10 protein-coding genes are annotated in these 16,371 nt (G+C 57.6%); 3 read left to right on the top strand and 7 right to left on the bottom strand.

Annotated elements, in window-relative coordinates:
- Nucleotide 1: 1 nt before the first annotated feature.
- The 7 genes from brxC to KTF55_RS03510 form a co-directional block, all read right to left on the bottom strand.
- Nucleotides 2-3,658, bottom strand: a complete 3,657-nt coding sequence (brxC, locus tag KTF55_RS03480; RefSeq protein WP_217107944.1) for a BREX system P-loop protein BrxC — start codon at nt 3,656-3,658, stop codon at nt 2-4.
- Nucleotides 3,659-3,667: 9 nt separating this feature from the next.
- Nucleotides 3,668-4,291: a DUF1788 domain-containing protein gene (locus tag KTF55_RS03485; RefSeq protein WP_217107945.1), complete on the bottom strand. Its 624-nt coding sequence runs from the start codon at nt 4,289-4,291 to the stop codon at nt 3,668-3,670.
- Between the two features lie 2 nt (nt 4,292-4,293).
- Nucleotides 4,294-4,965: a DUF1819 family protein gene (locus KTF55_RS03490; RefSeq protein WP_217107946.1), complete on the bottom strand. Its 672-nt coding sequence runs from the start codon at nt 4,963-4,965 to the stop codon at nt 4,294-4,296.
- Nucleotides 4,966-5,070: 105 nt separating this feature from the next.
- On the bottom strand, nt 5,071-6,099 hold the full coding sequence (locus KTF55_RS03495) for a procyclic acidic repetitive family protein (RefSeq protein ID WP_217107947.1): 1,029 nt from the start codon (nt 6,097-6,099) through the stop codon (nt 5,071-5,073).
- A 3-nt stretch (nt 6,100-6,102) separates the two neighbouring features.
- Nucleotides 6,103-8,031, bottom strand: a complete 1,929-nt coding sequence (locus KTF55_RS03500; RefSeq protein ID WP_217107948.1) for an SNF2-related protein — start codon at nt 8,029-8,031, stop codon at nt 6,103-6,105.
- The gene (locus KTF55_RS03505) at nt 8,032-9,264 is read right to left on the bottom strand and encodes a hypothetical protein (RefSeq protein ID WP_217107949.1); all 1,233 of its coding nucleotides are present in this window, start codon (nt 9,262-9,264) and stop codon (nt 8,032-8,034) included.
- 12 nt (nt 9,265-9,276) lie between these two features.
- Nucleotides 9,277-13,821 (bottom strand): hypothetical protein, encoded by a 4,545-nt coding sequence (locus KTF55_RS03510; protein ID WP_217107950.1) that lies wholly within the window; start codon nt 13,819-13,821, stop codon nt 9,277-9,279.
- Between the two features lie 593 nt (nt 13,822-14,414).
- Between KTF55_RS03510 and KTF55_RS03515 the strand changes: the two genes are divergently transcribed.
- The 3 genes from KTF55_RS03515 (at nt 14,415) to serC (ending at nt 16,311) form a co-directional block, all read left to right on the top strand.
- Entirely contained in the window at nt 14,415-14,717 is a 303-nt protein-coding gene (locus KTF55_RS03515) for a type II toxin-antitoxin system Phd/YefM family antitoxin (protein ID WP_217107951.1), read from the top strand.
- The gene (locus tag KTF55_RS03520) at nt 14,704-15,054 is read left to right on the top strand and encodes a type II toxin-antitoxin system RelE/ParE family toxin (protein ID WP_217107952.1); all 351 of its coding nucleotides are present in this window, start codon (nt 14,704-14,706) and stop codon (nt 15,052-15,054) included. Before KTF55_RS03515 ends, KTF55_RS03520 begins: the two co-directional genes overlap by 14 nt.
- A 132-nt stretch (nt 15,055-15,186) precedes the next feature.
- Nucleotides 15,187-16,311 carry a 3-phosphoserine/phosphohydroxythreonine transaminase gene (gene serC, locus KTF55_RS03525; protein WP_217107953.1) on the top strand — a complete coding sequence of 375 codons (1,125 nt, stop codon included), beginning with the start codon at nt 15,187-15,189 and terminating at the stop codon, nt 16,309-16,311.
- Nucleotides 16,312-16,371 lie beyond the last annotated feature (60 nt).

The raw sequence follows: 16,371 nt of genomic DNA on the forward strand, positions 1-16,371 counted from the left end.
GCTAGCTCAGACGAATGGCGTCGTTGCCCTGCAACTCGGCAAGCAGGCGTGCGCGAAGCTGACCAAGGTAGGCGTCGATGTCGCTTTCACTCTCTAGCTTTTTGCGCTCGCCCAGTTCGGCCAGGCGCAGCTTTTTAATCCTGGGCGCGGGCGCAAGCTCGGGCTTCGCGGTCGCCGGGGCATCCTTGTCGTTGTCCTTGATCGTGGTAACAATCTCGCCGGTGGACGTGACCTCCTTGCGGCGGCTCTCGCGCTGCTGGCGGGCCTTCTCCTCCTCGATGGCTGTATCGATCTTTTCGCATGCGCGGTCGCAATACTCAATCAGCTGCTGCTTGAGCGCGGCAAGCTCACTGGCCTTGGTGGCGCCGTGCGCACGGCCTTCGAACGTCTTTGCCATGCGGCCGGCGTCCTCGATGGTGTGCTCGGCCAGTTTGGCATAGCCGTCCTGGCTCTGGGCATACTCGTGCACCTGGGCCATCTGTGCGGTAATGTCGTCCAGCATCTCCTTGCGCTTGGCATCGACCATCTGCTTATGGGCAGCCATGACCGGTTTCATCAGTTCATGGAGCTCGCGGACCTCGCGGTACGGACGCGGGTTCTTAAGAATCTGCTCAATGCGCTTGTTGGCCTCCACCGCCTGGGCGTTAGAGTCCATGTAGAAGCCCTCGTCCTTCATAAGGCCCATAAAGTCAACAGCCTTATCAAAGACGGGCTTTTGGCTCTCAAAGAAGAACGTGACCTGGTCGTAGTCCTCTTTCCAGTCATCCAGATCGTCTTGCGCTTTTACAAAGGCGTTGAACAGCGTCTGGGCGTCGTTCCGGTTATCCAGCAGGCGCGTGGTCAGCTTAATGCCGTCCTCCAGCACCTTTAGGCCCGGATACGGATAGGCCGGGGCCAGGCCCGTAAAGTTGTTGTTCGTGAGCTCCACGCACTCGTTCTTGTAGCCCGTAAGCGTATCGACCACCGTGGCGGTAAGCTCGTCCTCGTTGGAAATGTCACGCTTGGCATCGAAGGTCTCGCGCAGCACTCTGTTGACCTTCTTGATGAGCTCATCGCTCATCTTAATGCGCTCGCGCACCTGGGCCTTGTCGGCATCCTTGCGCAGAAGGGTTACCATACGCAGGTCAGCAGGAGCAACATTGGCGCCGGCAGCCGTAATGGTCGCGCGCTGCGAAACCACCAGCTGAGCCACCACGTTGGCAATGTCGATTTCGCGCCAGCCATAGGGAGCGTTCTGGAACTTGCGCTGCAGGTCGCCCATGGTCGTGTTAAGCGACATACGCGTCTGAAGATGCAAAAAGTCCGCGACCTCCTTCTCGGCGCGGGCGTTCTGGGAGCTCTGGCCGTCGAGCGCCACCTGGTTGGCACCGCGCAGCGTGGCGCGAATGTCCTCATCGGTCTTGGCGGGGTCGGCAATGCAGTCGGCCTTGGTAAAGATGGCATCCGTCAGTTTGGACAAGGCCTGCTCGAACACGTCAGCAGGCTTGGTAGCGCGAATATTGACCATGGAGCCGTTTACGGCCACGCGGGCGTGCAACACGGCCTCTTTCAGCAGCTCCGTCGCCTCGCGCTCGGCGTACGAGGCCTCTTTCATCTTTGCCTGGACAATCTGCTGGGTCGAAGGCTGCAGCTCCTCGGTATTGATGGTCTTGCGGTACTTGCGAATCTTAGCCGCATTCTGCAGGTCATCGAAGTAGTCCACGTCGTCGGCAAGCACCACCAGCGCAATGTTGGCAGACTTAACGGCAAGCTCGGCATCATCGGCACGTGAGAGGTCGTTTGCCACTGTGACCACGTTAAGCTTCATACCGCCTTGAACCACGCCATAGGCCGAATCGTCCACATAGCGATCAAAGGGGAAATCATTTGCTCCCACGCGCAGTTTTTTATCTTTATAGACGCCTTCGAAGATTGTCTTTTTAATACCTTCGATAATCAGGGCCGCATCCACCGACGTATCGTTAATGATGCGCGAGATGCGCTGCTCCTCATCGGTAAGGAAATTGTAGGTATCACCCTGACGTGCCACATAGTTTTCGCGGACCAGGCGGTCGAGCGAATCTTTAACGCAGCTCTTAAGAGCGACCTTGTCCACGTCCATACGATCGACCATAAGGATGGAAATATTCTCGATATTAGACTTGATGTAATCGATATAGCGGATCAAGTACAACAGCTTAAGAATCTTGACGTCTTCGGTCTGAAGGCCAAGACCGTCTTCCGCTGCACGCTCGGCACGCGTCACCGTCTGAATCACACCATGTTCCAAATCCTTGGCGATAGTATCAAAGAAGCGCCAGAAGGGCACCAGCGCGCCTACCTCCTGGGCCTGGATAGCCTGGGCCGATTCCTGGAAGGCCGAGAGCATGGAGCGCTCGCCCGTGGACATGTGCTTAGCCTTGACGCCGTGCTTGCGCACCTCGGTCATAACGTCGGGCATCACCTTAAACTGATAGTTCACAAAGGGATAGCTGTCCGTAAAGTCTTTGCGACTGGAGTAGCCGATCAGGTCGCTACGCGAGCCGTCGAAGGCAAATATATTTTTGAGTACGGCGCTCTGGGCATCGTAGCCCTGCTGGAGCTTTGCCGAGGCGGCATCGTTCTTTTGCAGCACGCGGCGCTGGATAACCTCGTCCACGCTGGAACTGGAGAGCGAAAGACGCGTGTTAAAACGACCTTGAATCGTGGAAAAGTCGCTGCCAACGAACATCGCGTTTCCATCAATGGCTTCCTGGCTGGTCACCATGACCCACACGCGACCGCCGCAGCGATTGCCCAAGCCCTCCACAAGTGTCTGCAGTGACAGCATGAGGTCCTTGCTGACACCAGCATCGGAGCCAATAAACTGACCCACTTCGTCAACCATAAACAATAGACGGAACTCGCCACCGTATTCCGCAGCGCGCTTGTCAACATATTGCTTAACCATGTTAACAAAGGCATCAGAAGCGATAACGTCATCCTCGGAACCATCGAACCAGTGACGTGCGGTCTGTTCGCTCATGCCCAAGACCTCTTGCAGGACTTCGACGATGGCGTCCTCAAAGTAGCTATAGCTCTCGCGGTCCTCGAGCCAGTTACCACGGCCGATGCGCTCGTAGGCAGCGCGGAACTCCTGTGTCTTGCCCTTGCTGTCGATATGTCGCTCTAGACGCGCAAGCTTAAGATCCTCGCCAAAAAAGCCCAGATGCTCAAAGAACACACGCTCAAAGGTGCGCAGCAGAGCCGTGCGTAAGGTATCGCCCTCTTTCCAATGGCCGCCCTTGCTGTCAATGTTAAACAGAATTGCCTCGGTAGGAACGTTGCAGCAGCGGCGCATCTTAGAGGCCACCATGGGATCCGAAATCTTGTCCTCGAAGTAATCGATGGCGGGCTTACCGGCGACCTCATCGTTTTGCAGCAAATACGAGAGCATCTTAAGGAAATGCGATTTACCTGAGCCAAAGAAGCCACTAATCCAAACGCCGATCTTATCGGTGGGCTCGTCAATTGCACGCTCGTAAGAGTCAAAGAAGCGAGAGAAATGGCCCCGCAGTTCGCGCGTCACCACGTACTCGTCGAGCTCTTGGCGAACCGAGTCGTCGCTGGCATCTTGCACCTTAACGACGCCGTTGATGGAACGGTTGATGTCCTTGGAAAACAGGTCTTGGATGATCATCTGTCGCTCCTAAGAAATATCGAACGCGCGGTAATAGTTACTGGCGCTCTCTCTGTTAAACAACTTGAGCTGGTAGCCATCAAAGCTGCCGGGGTACATGACGACGACGGGCACGGTTTCGAAATCGGCAAACATGTCGTTGAGCAGGTTATGCACGCGCAGCAGCGGAAAGACCTCGCCCACGCCCGTGAGCAAGATCACGTCGCCGGGCTGATGTGGCTGGGTATGCTCCAGGAGGTACTGGGCAAAGCTCTTGGAGCTGCAGGGCTTCTGAAGCTCTTTGATCTGGGCCTCCGAGCCGACCTTTGCCTCACGCCGGGGAATCGCACGAAGGATGCGGCGCTGCTCGCAGATGTCGAGCATCACGTCGTACAGGTTAAAGATCTCCAGATTGCACGGCAGCTTGCCAGCCTGGGCGTCTGCCATGAGCTCGTCCACATAGGCGCGGCACTCAAACTCCAGCGAAGGGTCGTAGCAAAACGTGTAGAAGCCGATCTCGTTGCCAATGCCCTTGTTGGCCAAGAAGTCCTGATCTTGCAGACGCTCGCGCAGCACCTCGCGGCGATGGTCAAAGTCCTCATGTATGCGCTCGGCGCGGTTGCGCGGGCGAATGTGCGGCTGGTTTATTGCCATGTCTACATCACCTGCCCGGCGAGAGCGGCCAGAGCGTCCATGTCTCCCAGGTCGCGGATGGCCTGTTCCACGTCGGGGTCGAGCAGCAGGGGCTGGAGCGCGTCGGTGCGCTGCGATGCCTTAAAACCGGCGCTGCGCAGAATCTGACGCAGGGTGCTTTTTATACGGCCCAGCGTGGCATCGGACCATTTGACGGCCTCGGCATGCTCAACCTGAAAACGGGTGAGAAACGCGTTAAGGTCAACGTCGGTAAAGGTGTAGTCGAAGTTGGCCATACGCTCGCCAATCTCCACTTGGATGAACTCGCGGACCATGACGTAGCGGCACATCATGGCAAATAGGTTTGCCTGGGCTGCCTGGTCGGGCATGCCGTTGGCGATGAGGTCCATGATGCGCGTGGCCGCTTGGTCGGCGGTGTCCTTGTCGATGCTGCGGGCAGCGCACTGCGCCTCGTCGAGCGCTACGGCATCGAAGCGGCGCAGGCACACGCGGGCGCGATCGGCCAGCATGCGCTCGGTGGGATACTGAAACAGGTTGTCGTGCTTAACGCGCGCGATGATCTCGTCGTCGCTCACGCCCTCCAGGCGCAATGCTGCGACGATGCGCATCTCGGGCAGTAAAAACTGCTCGCGCGTGAGCACGCCTCCCAGCGATATTTTGTCGGTGTTATCCACAGGACACACTCCAAGGGTTCGGGCCTTTTTATTTGCATCGGGGCGATGCAAACATGCCTTCCAATCATACCGTTTAAGTACCGGGCCGTGGGGGTTGTTGCTGCCTTACTGCCCCAGCTCCTTAAGTGCTTGTATGGACGCGTGGCTGGTCTTGGCGTAGGCAAGGCGCGCGTCGCGGAGCTGGTCGTCGAGCCAATCCACCTGCGCGCTCAATTCCTTAATCTGATTGGAACCGCTCTGATTGGAAAGATCTGGATACTCGCGGCGCAGCACCAGCAGCCGGTTGAGCAGCTTGCCTCGTACTTTGTCCAGCAACTCCATCTTGTCGCGCGCTGCCTTTACCTCCCTTGCGATGCGCTGCTTTTCCTGCTCTTTTGCAGAGGGCTCGGGGACAGGTTCCGATGCAGGCCCTGGCTCAAGCTCGGACTCGGGCTCAATGTCAGGCTCGAGCTCTGGTGCCGTCTCGGACACCTGCTCAGGCGACACCTCGGGGCTAGGTTCAGGCGTCGCTTCGAGCGCGGGCTCGGGCTCCCGTTCAACACCGAGCGCATCCTCGGGTTCGGGCTCCGCGGAAACCGCATCATCCATCTCCAAAAACGCGCATATGCCAGGCTCCGTTGCCGGCCTTGCCTCAAACACCGTGGCAACCGATCCGTCACTCAACATAGTGCTCTGAGAGCAAAGCGACTCGACAAAGCTCGCCATAAACAGGCCGAACCCGGAAATCTGCTGAGCCAGACGTTCGTCGTAGGTAACGCGAATCTCGCCCTCATTGCCTTGACGTACCGAAAGCCAGTCGCCCACACACATGAGCTGCACCAGCGTAATCGGCGTCAAGTCGCCCTCAAACAGCAACTGCAGACGGGGCGAAACAACGTCGCGGGGAACAACCGGCTCGGCATGCTTCTCGAGCTCTTCTAGCGTGGTACCGACGTATTGGCACAGATCGATGTTGCTCGGAACATCATTAAAATGCTCACGCGTATGGCTCAGGAGCCATAAGCTTTTGTCCGCGTTGATACGAACACGCTTAAGAGCGTGCGACGACCCGTCCCAGGTAACATCCGAATGCTCCAAAAACAGCCAGCCATCGCAAAACAGCTCCATGGCAAAGATGGGAAAGGCTTTCTGCATCGTTTACATCTCCTTGCGTTCTTGCGTATCGTCCGCGGCGTCCTGGTCGTTGACCTCGCTCCGCTGCTCTTCGTCATCAAACAGGCCCTTAAACACGAGCTCCAGATCTCGCTCGTCGGTATAGCCGGGTTCCAACGTGCCGCGGTCGATCGAGTCGAGCATGACCTGTTCCTTGTGCTGCAATCGCTCGTAGATATTGCGGTCGAGCGACCAGGGCCCACCGCGGCGTTCGTACACAGCGCGCAGGTAGTGATACTGCGTGTATTGCTCTTGCGGCAGGCCCAAGCGGTGAATGCGATCTTTGGACTGCAGCAGGTGCACCAGGTTGTAGCTGCACTCAAAGTAGACGGCGTCGTGGCACACGCTGTGGAGCGAGACCGACTCTGCCAGCGTATGTGGGTTGGTAACCAACACGCTCGTCTCCCCCGCCTTAAACGAATCGATGACGCGGGCGCGCGCGGGCATGTCGGTGCCACCGCTAATGGCGCGGGCCGTAATGCCACGCTCGTGCAGCTCATGCACCACCTTGCGAATACTGCGCTTAAAGATGCACCACACGATGACCGACTTGCCCTGGGCTACCAGGGACTCGACCAGGTCCAGGCAGGCTACCATCTTGGCTGTGGGCCGGTCATCCACCTGCAGCCCTTCCAGTGCCTTGCCCGCACCCGCCAGCACCTCGCCATCGAACAGGTCGGCATAGTCGCCGGCACTCAGGTCCTCGGCCAGCATACGCGGGTCGGACGAAAGCTGCAGCAGGCGAATAATCATCTCGAACGGCTCGCCCGAAAGCGTACGTAGCACCTTTTGGAACAGCTGCTGCTCCCAACGGTCCACCGGCACATCGACCAAATGGTCCTCGTTGGCCTGAGGAACGCCCAGCTGGTACTTGTTGGTGCGACAAAAGAACGGCGCGATGGACTCGTTGATATGCTCAACGTCGTCCTCGCTCGTCGACCTGAGCGAATTGGCGCTCAAACCAAAGTACCAGCTGTAATCGCGCGGCCATAGACAGTGGAGCAGGTTATATAGGTCCTCAAACGAGTTGGGGATCGGCGTACCGGTGAGCGCGATAAAGTACGGCGCCGCCGCGGCAATCTGCACGGCACTCGCCGCGCGCTTACCGCCCACGCGCTTCACCTTATGCACCTCGTCAAACACCACCAGGGCGCGATCGGCCGCAATGCGAGCGGCCGCCTCCCCCAGCGCGACCGACTCGTAATTGAGCAAAATCATGTCGTAGCGCTTGTAGTCGAACAGCAGGGTGCTGCACTTATCGCGCGTGGAACGACCGCGAAACTCGGGGTCGTGGAAGCACAGCGAGCGCAACGGGCGGTCGGCTCCAAAGCAAGCCGCCCATTCATCACGCCACGAGCCAAAGGCATTCTTAGGCGAAAGTACGATGATGCGGTCGACCAGGTCGCGCTCGCGCAGGTACGCATACGTGCCCAGGACCGAAGCCGTCTTGCCCGAACCGGGAACGGAGAAATTGGCGCTGCGGCCCATGGCGCTCATAAAGAACGCGTCCCACAGCTGGCGATCCTTGAGCGGGCGCTGCATCAGGATATCCTCGGCGCGACAGAACTCATCAAAGCGATCGGCCACCGACGCGTCGTGCGCCTTGATCAGCAGGCCCACGCGCGCCTTCTCACGCAGATAGTCCTCGCGCGCCGTAAGGCCTCGCAACAAGTCGGGGTCAATTTCGCAGTCCACGCCAAAGTTTGCCGCCTGTTGCAGCAGCTCAACAACGCGCCTGGCGCCTGGATCGTCAATCCCCAGAGAAAAGAGCACGTCCGCCTCTCGATAGCTCGGCGCATAGCGGCGCAGCGCCGAAAGCCGAATCTTCCAGACTGGCTCGCGGCGCAGCTGCTCAACCGTCATGTCGAGCGGCACGACGGAAATGCCGTCGCTATACGAGAGGCGGAGTTTCATTTAGGCTTCCTCGCCGCCCATCTTGTACGCAATCTTGTCTTTGATCATATGCACCCTGGCCTCGAGCTTGGCAACCTCGGCAGCGATATTGGCGATCTCATCCGCAGGCAGCAGGCCAAAGGTGGACTCCTCCACCTGATCGAGGTCCTTGATGGCGCGGATAATCGAAAGCGAAGGCGACTTGAGGGCCTTGTTCATCTTGGTGGTGTTCTCGGCCGACTCCATAACCTCACGGAAGGTCGTCGCCAGCTGAACATCGTCGCGAATCTCGGCGATGTCGGTCGAGGTCACGACCTCTTTGTTCTTCAGGCGCTCGGCAACCTCAAAGGCCAGCTCGTTTTCGCGCTCGATAAAGCGGTCCGCATCGGGGCCTTCCAGAATCGGCTTCATCTTGCGGACAAAGCGCACGATGTCGCCCTGCGGTTCGGCAATCATGTTGGCAAAGACGATGTTCTTAACGTCCTCTTCCTGATCGTCGCTCTTGCACTTTTTTAGGACGCCCTGCAGGTCGTTGATAACGCCGGCAACCTTGAGCTCGCGCGCCAGGTGGAACTGGTCCTTGGCGTTGGCAAACTCCAGGAATTCGTTCATATAGCGGGCTTTTACAATCTCCTTCTCGAGCTCCTTGGGCTCAACGCCAATGCACTGGGCGTATTCCTCCTTCGAGAGCAAGTTGGAGCTGATGATGTCGTTGTAGATGCCCACCAGGCGGTCGACCGGGTCGTAGCCAACCTTCTCTTCCTCGCCATGCTGGATCGAAAGCTCCAGCATCTTGATCTTCTTGGAATCGTTACCCAGGCTCTCGGGAAGAATAACAGCCTCAAACCAGCCAAAGCTTGGGTTTTCGGCGGCAAGACGACGCAGGCAGGTAAAGCGACGGTTGCCGTCGACGATCAGGCCGTCGGCCAGCACCACGCCGGGACGCTCTTGCGAACGCAGGGCAATGCTACGCTGCGTCTTTTCGATGGCATCCTTGTTGCTGTCGACGATAAAGCCCTCGATGATGTCATTGCAGGCGGCAACATCCAGCTCGTTAAATGCACTCTCGCCATGCTCGGCCTTGTAGCGGCTAATCCAGGAGGCAATACGGTCGTTCTGCACGTTGTAGCGCAGGAACTCGAGCTTAATGCTGTAAACGGGATACATCTCGGGCTTGCCGTCGATCACAATCTTGTGGTTGGCGCCGGTCGGTTTAATGTTGACGCCGTCGCCGATCATCTCGAGCAGGTTCATGTCTGTTTCCTCCTATTGGTTGTTTTTGATATACAGTTCGCGCAGGTAAGCTGCATTCGCTTCCTTGTTGGGCATAACCATGTCAAGGTCCTCGTTGTAGAACAGGTCTTTGTCCTTGACCGCCCTGTTGATGTCGTAAGCGGTAACGACCACACCGTAATCGTCCTGAAACGCATCGATAAGGTCGTCTACACCAATGGGGCCCCTTTGCTTGGCGACATATTCGACCGCGTCGGCAATGGAGAAACTCCCTTCCTTTCGGCAGAACATGTAGGTGCCGCCAAAGCGGGTGCGCCTAATCTGTTCTTGCGGCAGCCCGTACACAACAATCGAGTCGAAAAACGCATCGTCAAAGCCACACTCCTCTGCCACAGTATCGAGTTTGTGCTCAAAGCCCTGTTTGCGCAGGCTTGCCACTGTAAATGGCACGCCCGGCTCCGTACGACCAAAAACGGCATATGCATATGAGCTTAGGTCTGTACGTCGAATTCCCACCGACTCCTCTAGGTGCTTGAGCGAAATAAATGAACCGTGATTACACTCGATAAAGGTGAAGTTGCGTAGCAGCTGAGCTATTGCCAGCCTAAAGTCCTGGTGGTTAATGACTTCATCGCCAAACCCCGGCGCTCCATAGGCAAAGCTATCGCGCGACATAAGCAGATTTTCAAACGATTTCCGCAGGTCAACGCCCTTTTTAACGATCAGGTCCCTCGAGACCTCCAAGCCCAGGGGCGCGAGCGTCTGATCGTTAATGAGACGACCGGACGTGGAGCCAAACTTAGCAATAAAGCTCGCCCTGACGTACGGCAGCGATACATAGTCTTCGGTCACCATGTCCTTGATGAATTGTTGCTGCTCGGCAGAAAGGTCGACATCGACATACGAGTAGCGATCGTTTCGCAGATATGCGTTCATGTCGCGCAGGTAGTTACTGCGAACCGTCTTCGTGTCTATGCAGTACTTGTCCGCGTAGCGCTGGGCAAACTCCTCGCGCGACAGCTCGGTGCCCGCGTCGCGCAGCACATCGAGCATCTGACGCTTGCGATCCGTCTCGCCCAAGCGTATCACGGGGGGCATAACCGTCCGCAAACCGTGCACCGTATCCGGGCGCACGTACGTGCGGATAATCTCGTAGAGCTCCTCGTCATCACGCACGTCGTATAGGTCGCACAACTCCTTGTTCTCGCGCAGGATAAGACCCGCGCCGCACTCGATATTGCGCCCGGCGGCGAGCGTTAAGACCCGACGCAACTCGGACGTAAGGCGGTTGTCAATCTTGTAGGAGCGTATCTTGTTGCCATGCGCCACCAAAAAACTTCCGGTGCCGCGTAATTCGTTAAGGCACTTGGTGTCTTCGGAAGGCATCACCAACATCTGTTTAAAGCCGCACTTGTTATCATTCAAAAACCGCTGGTACTTGATGCGGATGTCTTTGAGCGTGTGATATTCCTCAACAGCTCCGGTCTCGGCAAAGGCACGCAGCGCGGCGCAGCGAGTGGAGAAGCTGCCCAGCTTTTTACGCGCAATCTGCTCGAGCCGAGAGGCGTTGTCCTTTTCGATGTTTACAGGCGCTCGAGGCGTATCCGCGGCAGGACGGCGGTGCAGCTGCGCTATCCTATCACGCCACTCCTGCGGCAATGTCGGATCATTGGCGGCGCGGCGAAGACTAAACCTGTTCGAGACTTTAATGGCCTTCAGATAGCCAAAGGCCATCGGAGACGCCTGTGTTATCTCGCAAAACGTCTCCACGGTAAGGTCGTAACACGTGTAAAACGAACTAAATTGATCCTCGTCCAATTGCGGACGGCTGCTGATCAGGTCATCACGACGTCGACGCAGAGAACCGAGTCCGGCCGGCTTGCGAGGGTAATCCATAAGGGGCTTGTCGCTAAAGACCCAGCGCAGCAGGTCGGCATCGTCGGCGGGAAGCACCGCCAGCCACGCCTCGATAGACATAGGGCCTTTGCCGGTGAGGTCTTCGATTTTGCTGGTAAAGGGCTTTGCCGGCTGTTGTGGGGCCGGGGCGGAAGTTGGCTCCGGAGCGGCAGGGTCAGGCATCTGGTCTGGCTCGGGCTCGGTCGCAGGCTCGGGCTCGGGTGCGACGGCCGTCTCAGCCTCGGCCTCGGGCTCGGGCGTCGGCGCGATAGCCTGCTCCGCAGGCGCGGTCCCCTCCCCAGCCGGCTCGTCAGCGTTTTCGGCTTCCATGCTCGCAAAGTACGCGCGAACCACATCGCAAACAGACGGCGCAAGGTCCTTATCGACCCTTGCATATTTAAGCGGGATGGTGCCCTGTCCGTATATGCGCTTCATATAAAGGAATGCAGGCTGCGCGGTTTGCGTAAGGCCGTAAAACTCCTCGGCGGTCAGCTTATACACATGGAAGAGCGGACCAAATGTATCGACGTCAAACGTTGGACGACCTTCCATGAGCGCATCGTAACGCACCCCAATATAGCTGGAAGGCCTTCCGATGCTGCCGGCCCATTTAGCCGGATTGTTCTCGATGAGCATATAGCCCATCAGGGTGCGGTCCTGGTATGCAAGGTCAGCGAACCACCTGTTGAACTTTGCAGCATCCGGGTCGATGGCCAGCTTGAGCGCCTGCCCAACCGTAAGGTTCTGAACCTGCGGCCGCTTGAGCTCACCAGAGGATGCCGTCGTGCGAGATTGGGCCTGGGCATCGGGCTGATTGCTCGGTTGGGTCACGCTGGACGGTGCAATAACGGTATCCACAGGATTAGCGTCTGTGCAGACAGAGTCAGTATCGGCCGCATCAATATCTTCCCGATCATGAGGAGCCTCAAAGTTCAGACGCTTGAACGTTATTACGGCCGCATTAAAGGCGGGGTATTCGTTTTTGAACTCATTGAGTGTCAATTTGACAGAATACTTTTCGCTGTAACCCTCCGCAAGCTTACCCGCCAATCTGGTGCAGAAAAGTAGGCGGAAAGAGGGCTCGTTTACGGACAGGCGCTCTTTTCGCAACTCAAGCACTGTTTCGTCGGCAAGGCGGTTTATAGCTATAGCACGTTCAACGGGCGTATTGACCGACGGATACCAACCTCCTATCGCCGCTTGACGGGCAAGCTCCATCTCATACTTGATTCTTGCCAGTTGCAAACTCCCCGCTGGCCAATCTTTCAAAGCAGCGACAATCGAGCGCACTTCGGCGGGAGCGAGGCCCCCCGAGCGCAGCCTAGAAGCGCTATAAGTGAGTAGCTCGGGCAAGTCGTAGATATTAAGGTTCCATTTTAATTTGCGCTGAATTGCCGGAGTAATCGAAAGGTTCCACAGCGAAAGCGGCGCGCCGTCGCGCGTATACACCGTGCTGAGCGTTTCGGTAATCGGTCCTTTGACGTTGGCGAAGGCACGACAATCGCGCTCAATGCTGCGCAAATTACCAAAGACGTCAAACACCAGCCTCGCATTGCCCGATAGTCTGCCGAGCTCCGGCACCTGCGCGCGATACTGCGGAGAAAGCGGCAAAGCATAGGCGGTAAGATGCTTTTCGAAAGCAGTGCGTAAGGCCTCGTCCTCAGTCTTGCCCAACTTGCGCACGAGGTCAAATACATCGTGAATCTCTTGCTTGTTGAGGAAGGCAACCTGGGTCTCGGTATCAAACACACAACGCGGGTCATCCCAACCGCTCAGGTACTTGGGACGCTCGAGCTTTTTAACGGCATCCTCGGAAGGCTCTAGCGCGGATGTGGGCATGGCCTCAAGCTCGGGCTCAGGCTCTTCAACGGACGCGAGTTCGTTTGAAGGCTCGGGTTCACACTCGAGCGCAAGCGCGGGCTGCTCAGGCTCGGCGGCGGGTGCGGGCTCGGCGACCGGTGCAGGCTCGGCGACCGGTTCGGACTCAGCAACGGCCTTCGCGGTCTCAATACTTTCGGAGAAGGAAATGGACAGCTGGTGCGGCTCGGAAGACAGCGTGGGTTCGGGACGTCCGGGCTGGATGGACTCCCCTTGCTCTGCCTGCACTGGCTCTTGCTGCTCAGCCGACTGCTCGGCGGTCGCCACAGGCTCCGTCGGCGGCTCGTATCCCATTAGGGACAGGCCGTCGGCCGGCTTCTTGTCATACGAAACGCCCACGGCAACGGGGATAGGCCAGCTGCGCCCATTAACCTTCAACTGCACAAGGGTCGAATCTGCGCGCAACGAAATGGGGCCGCAAGCCATAGGTGCAGGGGGCTCAGGGGCAGGAGGCTCCGCGAACTCGGGCTGAGCGTCCATCGGCTCCGGCACATCCACATCGACGGATTCAATTTCTGCGACTTCATCCGCTTCGGGCTGAACGTGTTCGGAATCCTCTAGCTCGCCTGTATCCTCGACAACCTCAAGCGCATCGCCTTCGGCAGCCTCAAGCACAGCTTCTTCGGACTCGGTGTCCTCGTCATCAACGAAGGCATTGTCAATTGCTTCAGACTCAGCGGCCTCGCCATCAACAGTAGCATCGTCAACATCTCCGGTATCAACGACTTCAAGCTCGACAGCGTTGGACTCGACGAAATCCGAAGGCACCGGCCCCGCTGCCTCCACGGCCGCATCAGGCGCCATGCTGTACTCGCCGTTGGCATACAAAAGTTCGCCATGTATATAGTTGGGCCAGCGCGCGCTCGTATGAGTCATTAATGGTGCGATACACGCTCGAGCGTACCAACGCTTCGTGAAGCGGAGCATCGGCCTGCGCGACCGCATCTAAAATAAGTGACTCGTAGTACGCGACTACGTCCATCGAATCATTTGCAGCGCTCGTAGCATTTTTATTCATACAGAAACGACCCCCAAGATTCCCCAAACAACCTACTGGCCGTATTGGAAATAAGGAAGAACTATGCCAATGATTACTTGATACGCCACTTGCGCGTGTTTTTGTTTAGCAACATTTTGTTGTGCAACAAATCAACTGTGCATATGCAGATGAGCGGTAGTTTTAATCGGTGAACGGCAGTCACGCACGCTTGAAGGCCCTTTCATTTTCCTTGGCACCAAGGCAATTAAAATGGACCTGTCGCGCGGTCACGCCGCGCGTCATACACGTCTTTCTGCCATCAGATAGGACAAGCAAGGCTGATCGCTCATGTTCTCATTTGGCTTTGCGCTATAATCATCATAAAACTGTACATATGATTCTATGTAAGGAGTTTCATATGCCTGTCGTAAAGCCTATTTCCGATCTGCAACGCAACTTTGGTTCCATAGCAGATAGCTGCCACCAAACCAAAGAGCCCGTCTACCTAACCAAAAACGGGTCGGCATCGCTTGTCGTCATGGATGCCGAGGCCTATGACGAGCAGACGCGCGCACTAACCGCCATTCAGGAGCGCGAAGAACGCATCCAGCGAGCCATCATGCGTGGCTACGACGACTTAGTGAACGGTCGTGTGCGGCCCTGGAAACAGGCCAAGGCAGATGCGGATCGCATCAGGGCAGCTCGCCATGAAATTGGATAACGCAGACGTCGAGTTCTACTCGGAGCTCGACGAACTTGATAAGCCTTTTGATGTTGTCATGACTGACGAGGCACTCTATGCATATGCCGAAATTCCTTCGGAGCGAGTCTACGCCAGAATCGGCAACCTCATCGACTTTCTAGCCGAGCATCCTTATTTTGGCGAAGAATACGACCCCTACTATCAGGCGGCCTTTCCGCCCATTGACTGCAGGGTCTTCTTTTGCGCGCACTACGGCGTGTACTACCACGTGGATGTTGAGCAGCGAAACATCAGCATCCTGGCAATCGAGGACCATCGAAAGAACCCTTTGAGTAGATTCAAACTACTCAAGTAGCCTCCCCCCCCCATGTAACCATCCTATAAATCATAGCGGCACACTCGGGTTTTACCGTGATGCGGTCGCGCCTGGCGCTCCACTGTGCTAAAGTATCCCGAACGTTCAAACGACTACGAGGGAGATTAGAAGATGGCACGTGTGCACAACTTCTCAGCTGGCCCGGCTGCACTGCCCACAAGCGTGCTCGCCGAGATCGCCGACGAGATGATGGACTACCGCGGTTGCGGCATGTCCGTGCTCGAGATGAGCCATCGATCTAGCATGTACCAGCAGATTATCGACGACGCCGAGGCAACCCTGCGCCGCCTGCTGAGCATCCCCGACAACTACCGCGTCCTGTTTTTGCAGGGCGGCGCCACGCTGCAGTTTGCGGGCATCCCCATGAACCTCATGCGCCGCGGCCGCGCCGGCTACGTCGTGACCGGCAACTTTGCCAACAAAGCGTACAAGGAGGCCGCCAAGTACGGCGAGGCCGTGCTGCTCGCGAGCTCCGAGGACACCAACTTCGACCGCATTCCCAACATGGCCGACATCAACGCGCGCATTGCCGCCGAGGCCGCGGGCAACGGGCTCGACTACGTCTACATCTGCCAGAACAACACCATCTTTGGCACCATGTTCCACGAGCTGCCCGAGTGCGGCAACGTGCCACTGGTCGCCGATGTCTCGAGCTGCTTCCTGTCGCAGCCACTCGACGTCGAGCGCTACGGACTCATCTACGCCGGCGCGCAGAAAAACGCCGGCGCTGCGGGCGTGACCGTGGCCATCGTGCGCGACGACCTGATCGCCGACGGCCCGGCCTTTGCGCAGACGCCGCAGTACATGGACCTTAAGACCCAGGCCGCCAAGGGCTCCATGCTCAACACGCCCAACACCTTTGGCATCTACGTGTGCGGCAAGGTGTTCCGTTGGGTTGAGCAGACCGGCGGACTTGCCGCCATGGCCGAGCGCAACTGGGCCAAGGCCAACCTGCTCTACGACCTGCTCGAGCGCAGCGAGCTATTCCATGGCACTGCGCAGGCCGACAGCCGCTCCATCGCCAACGTCACCTTCCGCACCGGCGACGCCGAGTTCGATACGGCCTTTGTCGCAGGCGCGACCGAGCACCAGATTCAAAACGTCAAGGGCCATCGCCTGGTGGGCGGCATGCGCGCCAGCGTCTACAACGCCGTAACCATGGAAGACGTGCAGGCACTGGCCTCGTACATGAAGGACTTCGAAGCACAGCATAGTTTGAGTCCGCGATCTAACTAGTCCGCAACACGCGGGCCGACCAGCCACCTCAGACCACCCTGCTTAGATCAAAACCTGCTA

This window comes from Collinsella sp. MSK.8.10, from assembly GCF_019041915.1.
In the GTDB taxonomy this organism is placed as follows: domain Bacteria; phylum Actinomycetota; class Coriobacteriia; order Coriobacteriales; family Coriobacteriaceae; genus Collinsella.

Excerpts from the sequence above, each read along its gene's own strand:
- serC (WP_217107953.1), top strand. The coding sequence starts at position 15,187 with ATGGCACGTGTGCACAACTTCTCAGCTGGCCCGGCTGCACTGCCCACA.
- KTF55_RS03495 (WP_217107947.1), bottom strand. The coding sequence starts at position 6,099 with ATGCAGAAAGCCTTTCCCATCTTTGCCATGGAGCTGTTTTGCGATGGC.
- brxC (WP_217107944.1), bottom strand. The coding sequence starts at position 3,658 with ATGATCATCCAAGACCTGTTTTCCAAGGACATCAACCGTTCCATCAAC.
- KTF55_RS03515 (WP_217107951.1), top strand. The coding sequence starts at position 14,415 with ATGCCTGTCGTAAAGCCTATTTCCGATCTGCAACGCAACTTTGGTTCC.
- KTF55_RS03505 (WP_217107949.1), bottom strand. The coding sequence starts at position 9,264 with ATGAACCTGCTCGAGATGATCGGCGACGGCGTCAACATTAAACCGACC.
- KTF55_RS03520 (WP_217107952.1), top strand. The coding sequence starts at position 14,704 with ATGAAATTGGATAACGCAGACGTCGAGTTCTACTCGGAGCTCGACGAA.
- KTF55_RS03510 (WP_217107950.1), bottom strand. The coding sequence starts at position 13,821 with ATGGCGCCTGATGCGGCCGTGGAGGCAGCGGGGCCGGTGCCTTCGGAT.
- KTF55_RS03500 (WP_217107948.1), bottom strand. The coding sequence starts at position 8,031 with ATGAAACTCCGCCTCTCGTATAGCGACGGCATTTCCGTCGTGCCGCTC.
- KTF55_RS03485 (WP_217107945.1), bottom strand. The coding sequence starts at position 4,291 with ATGGCAATAAACCAGCCGCACATTCGCCCGCGCAACCGCGCCGAGCGC.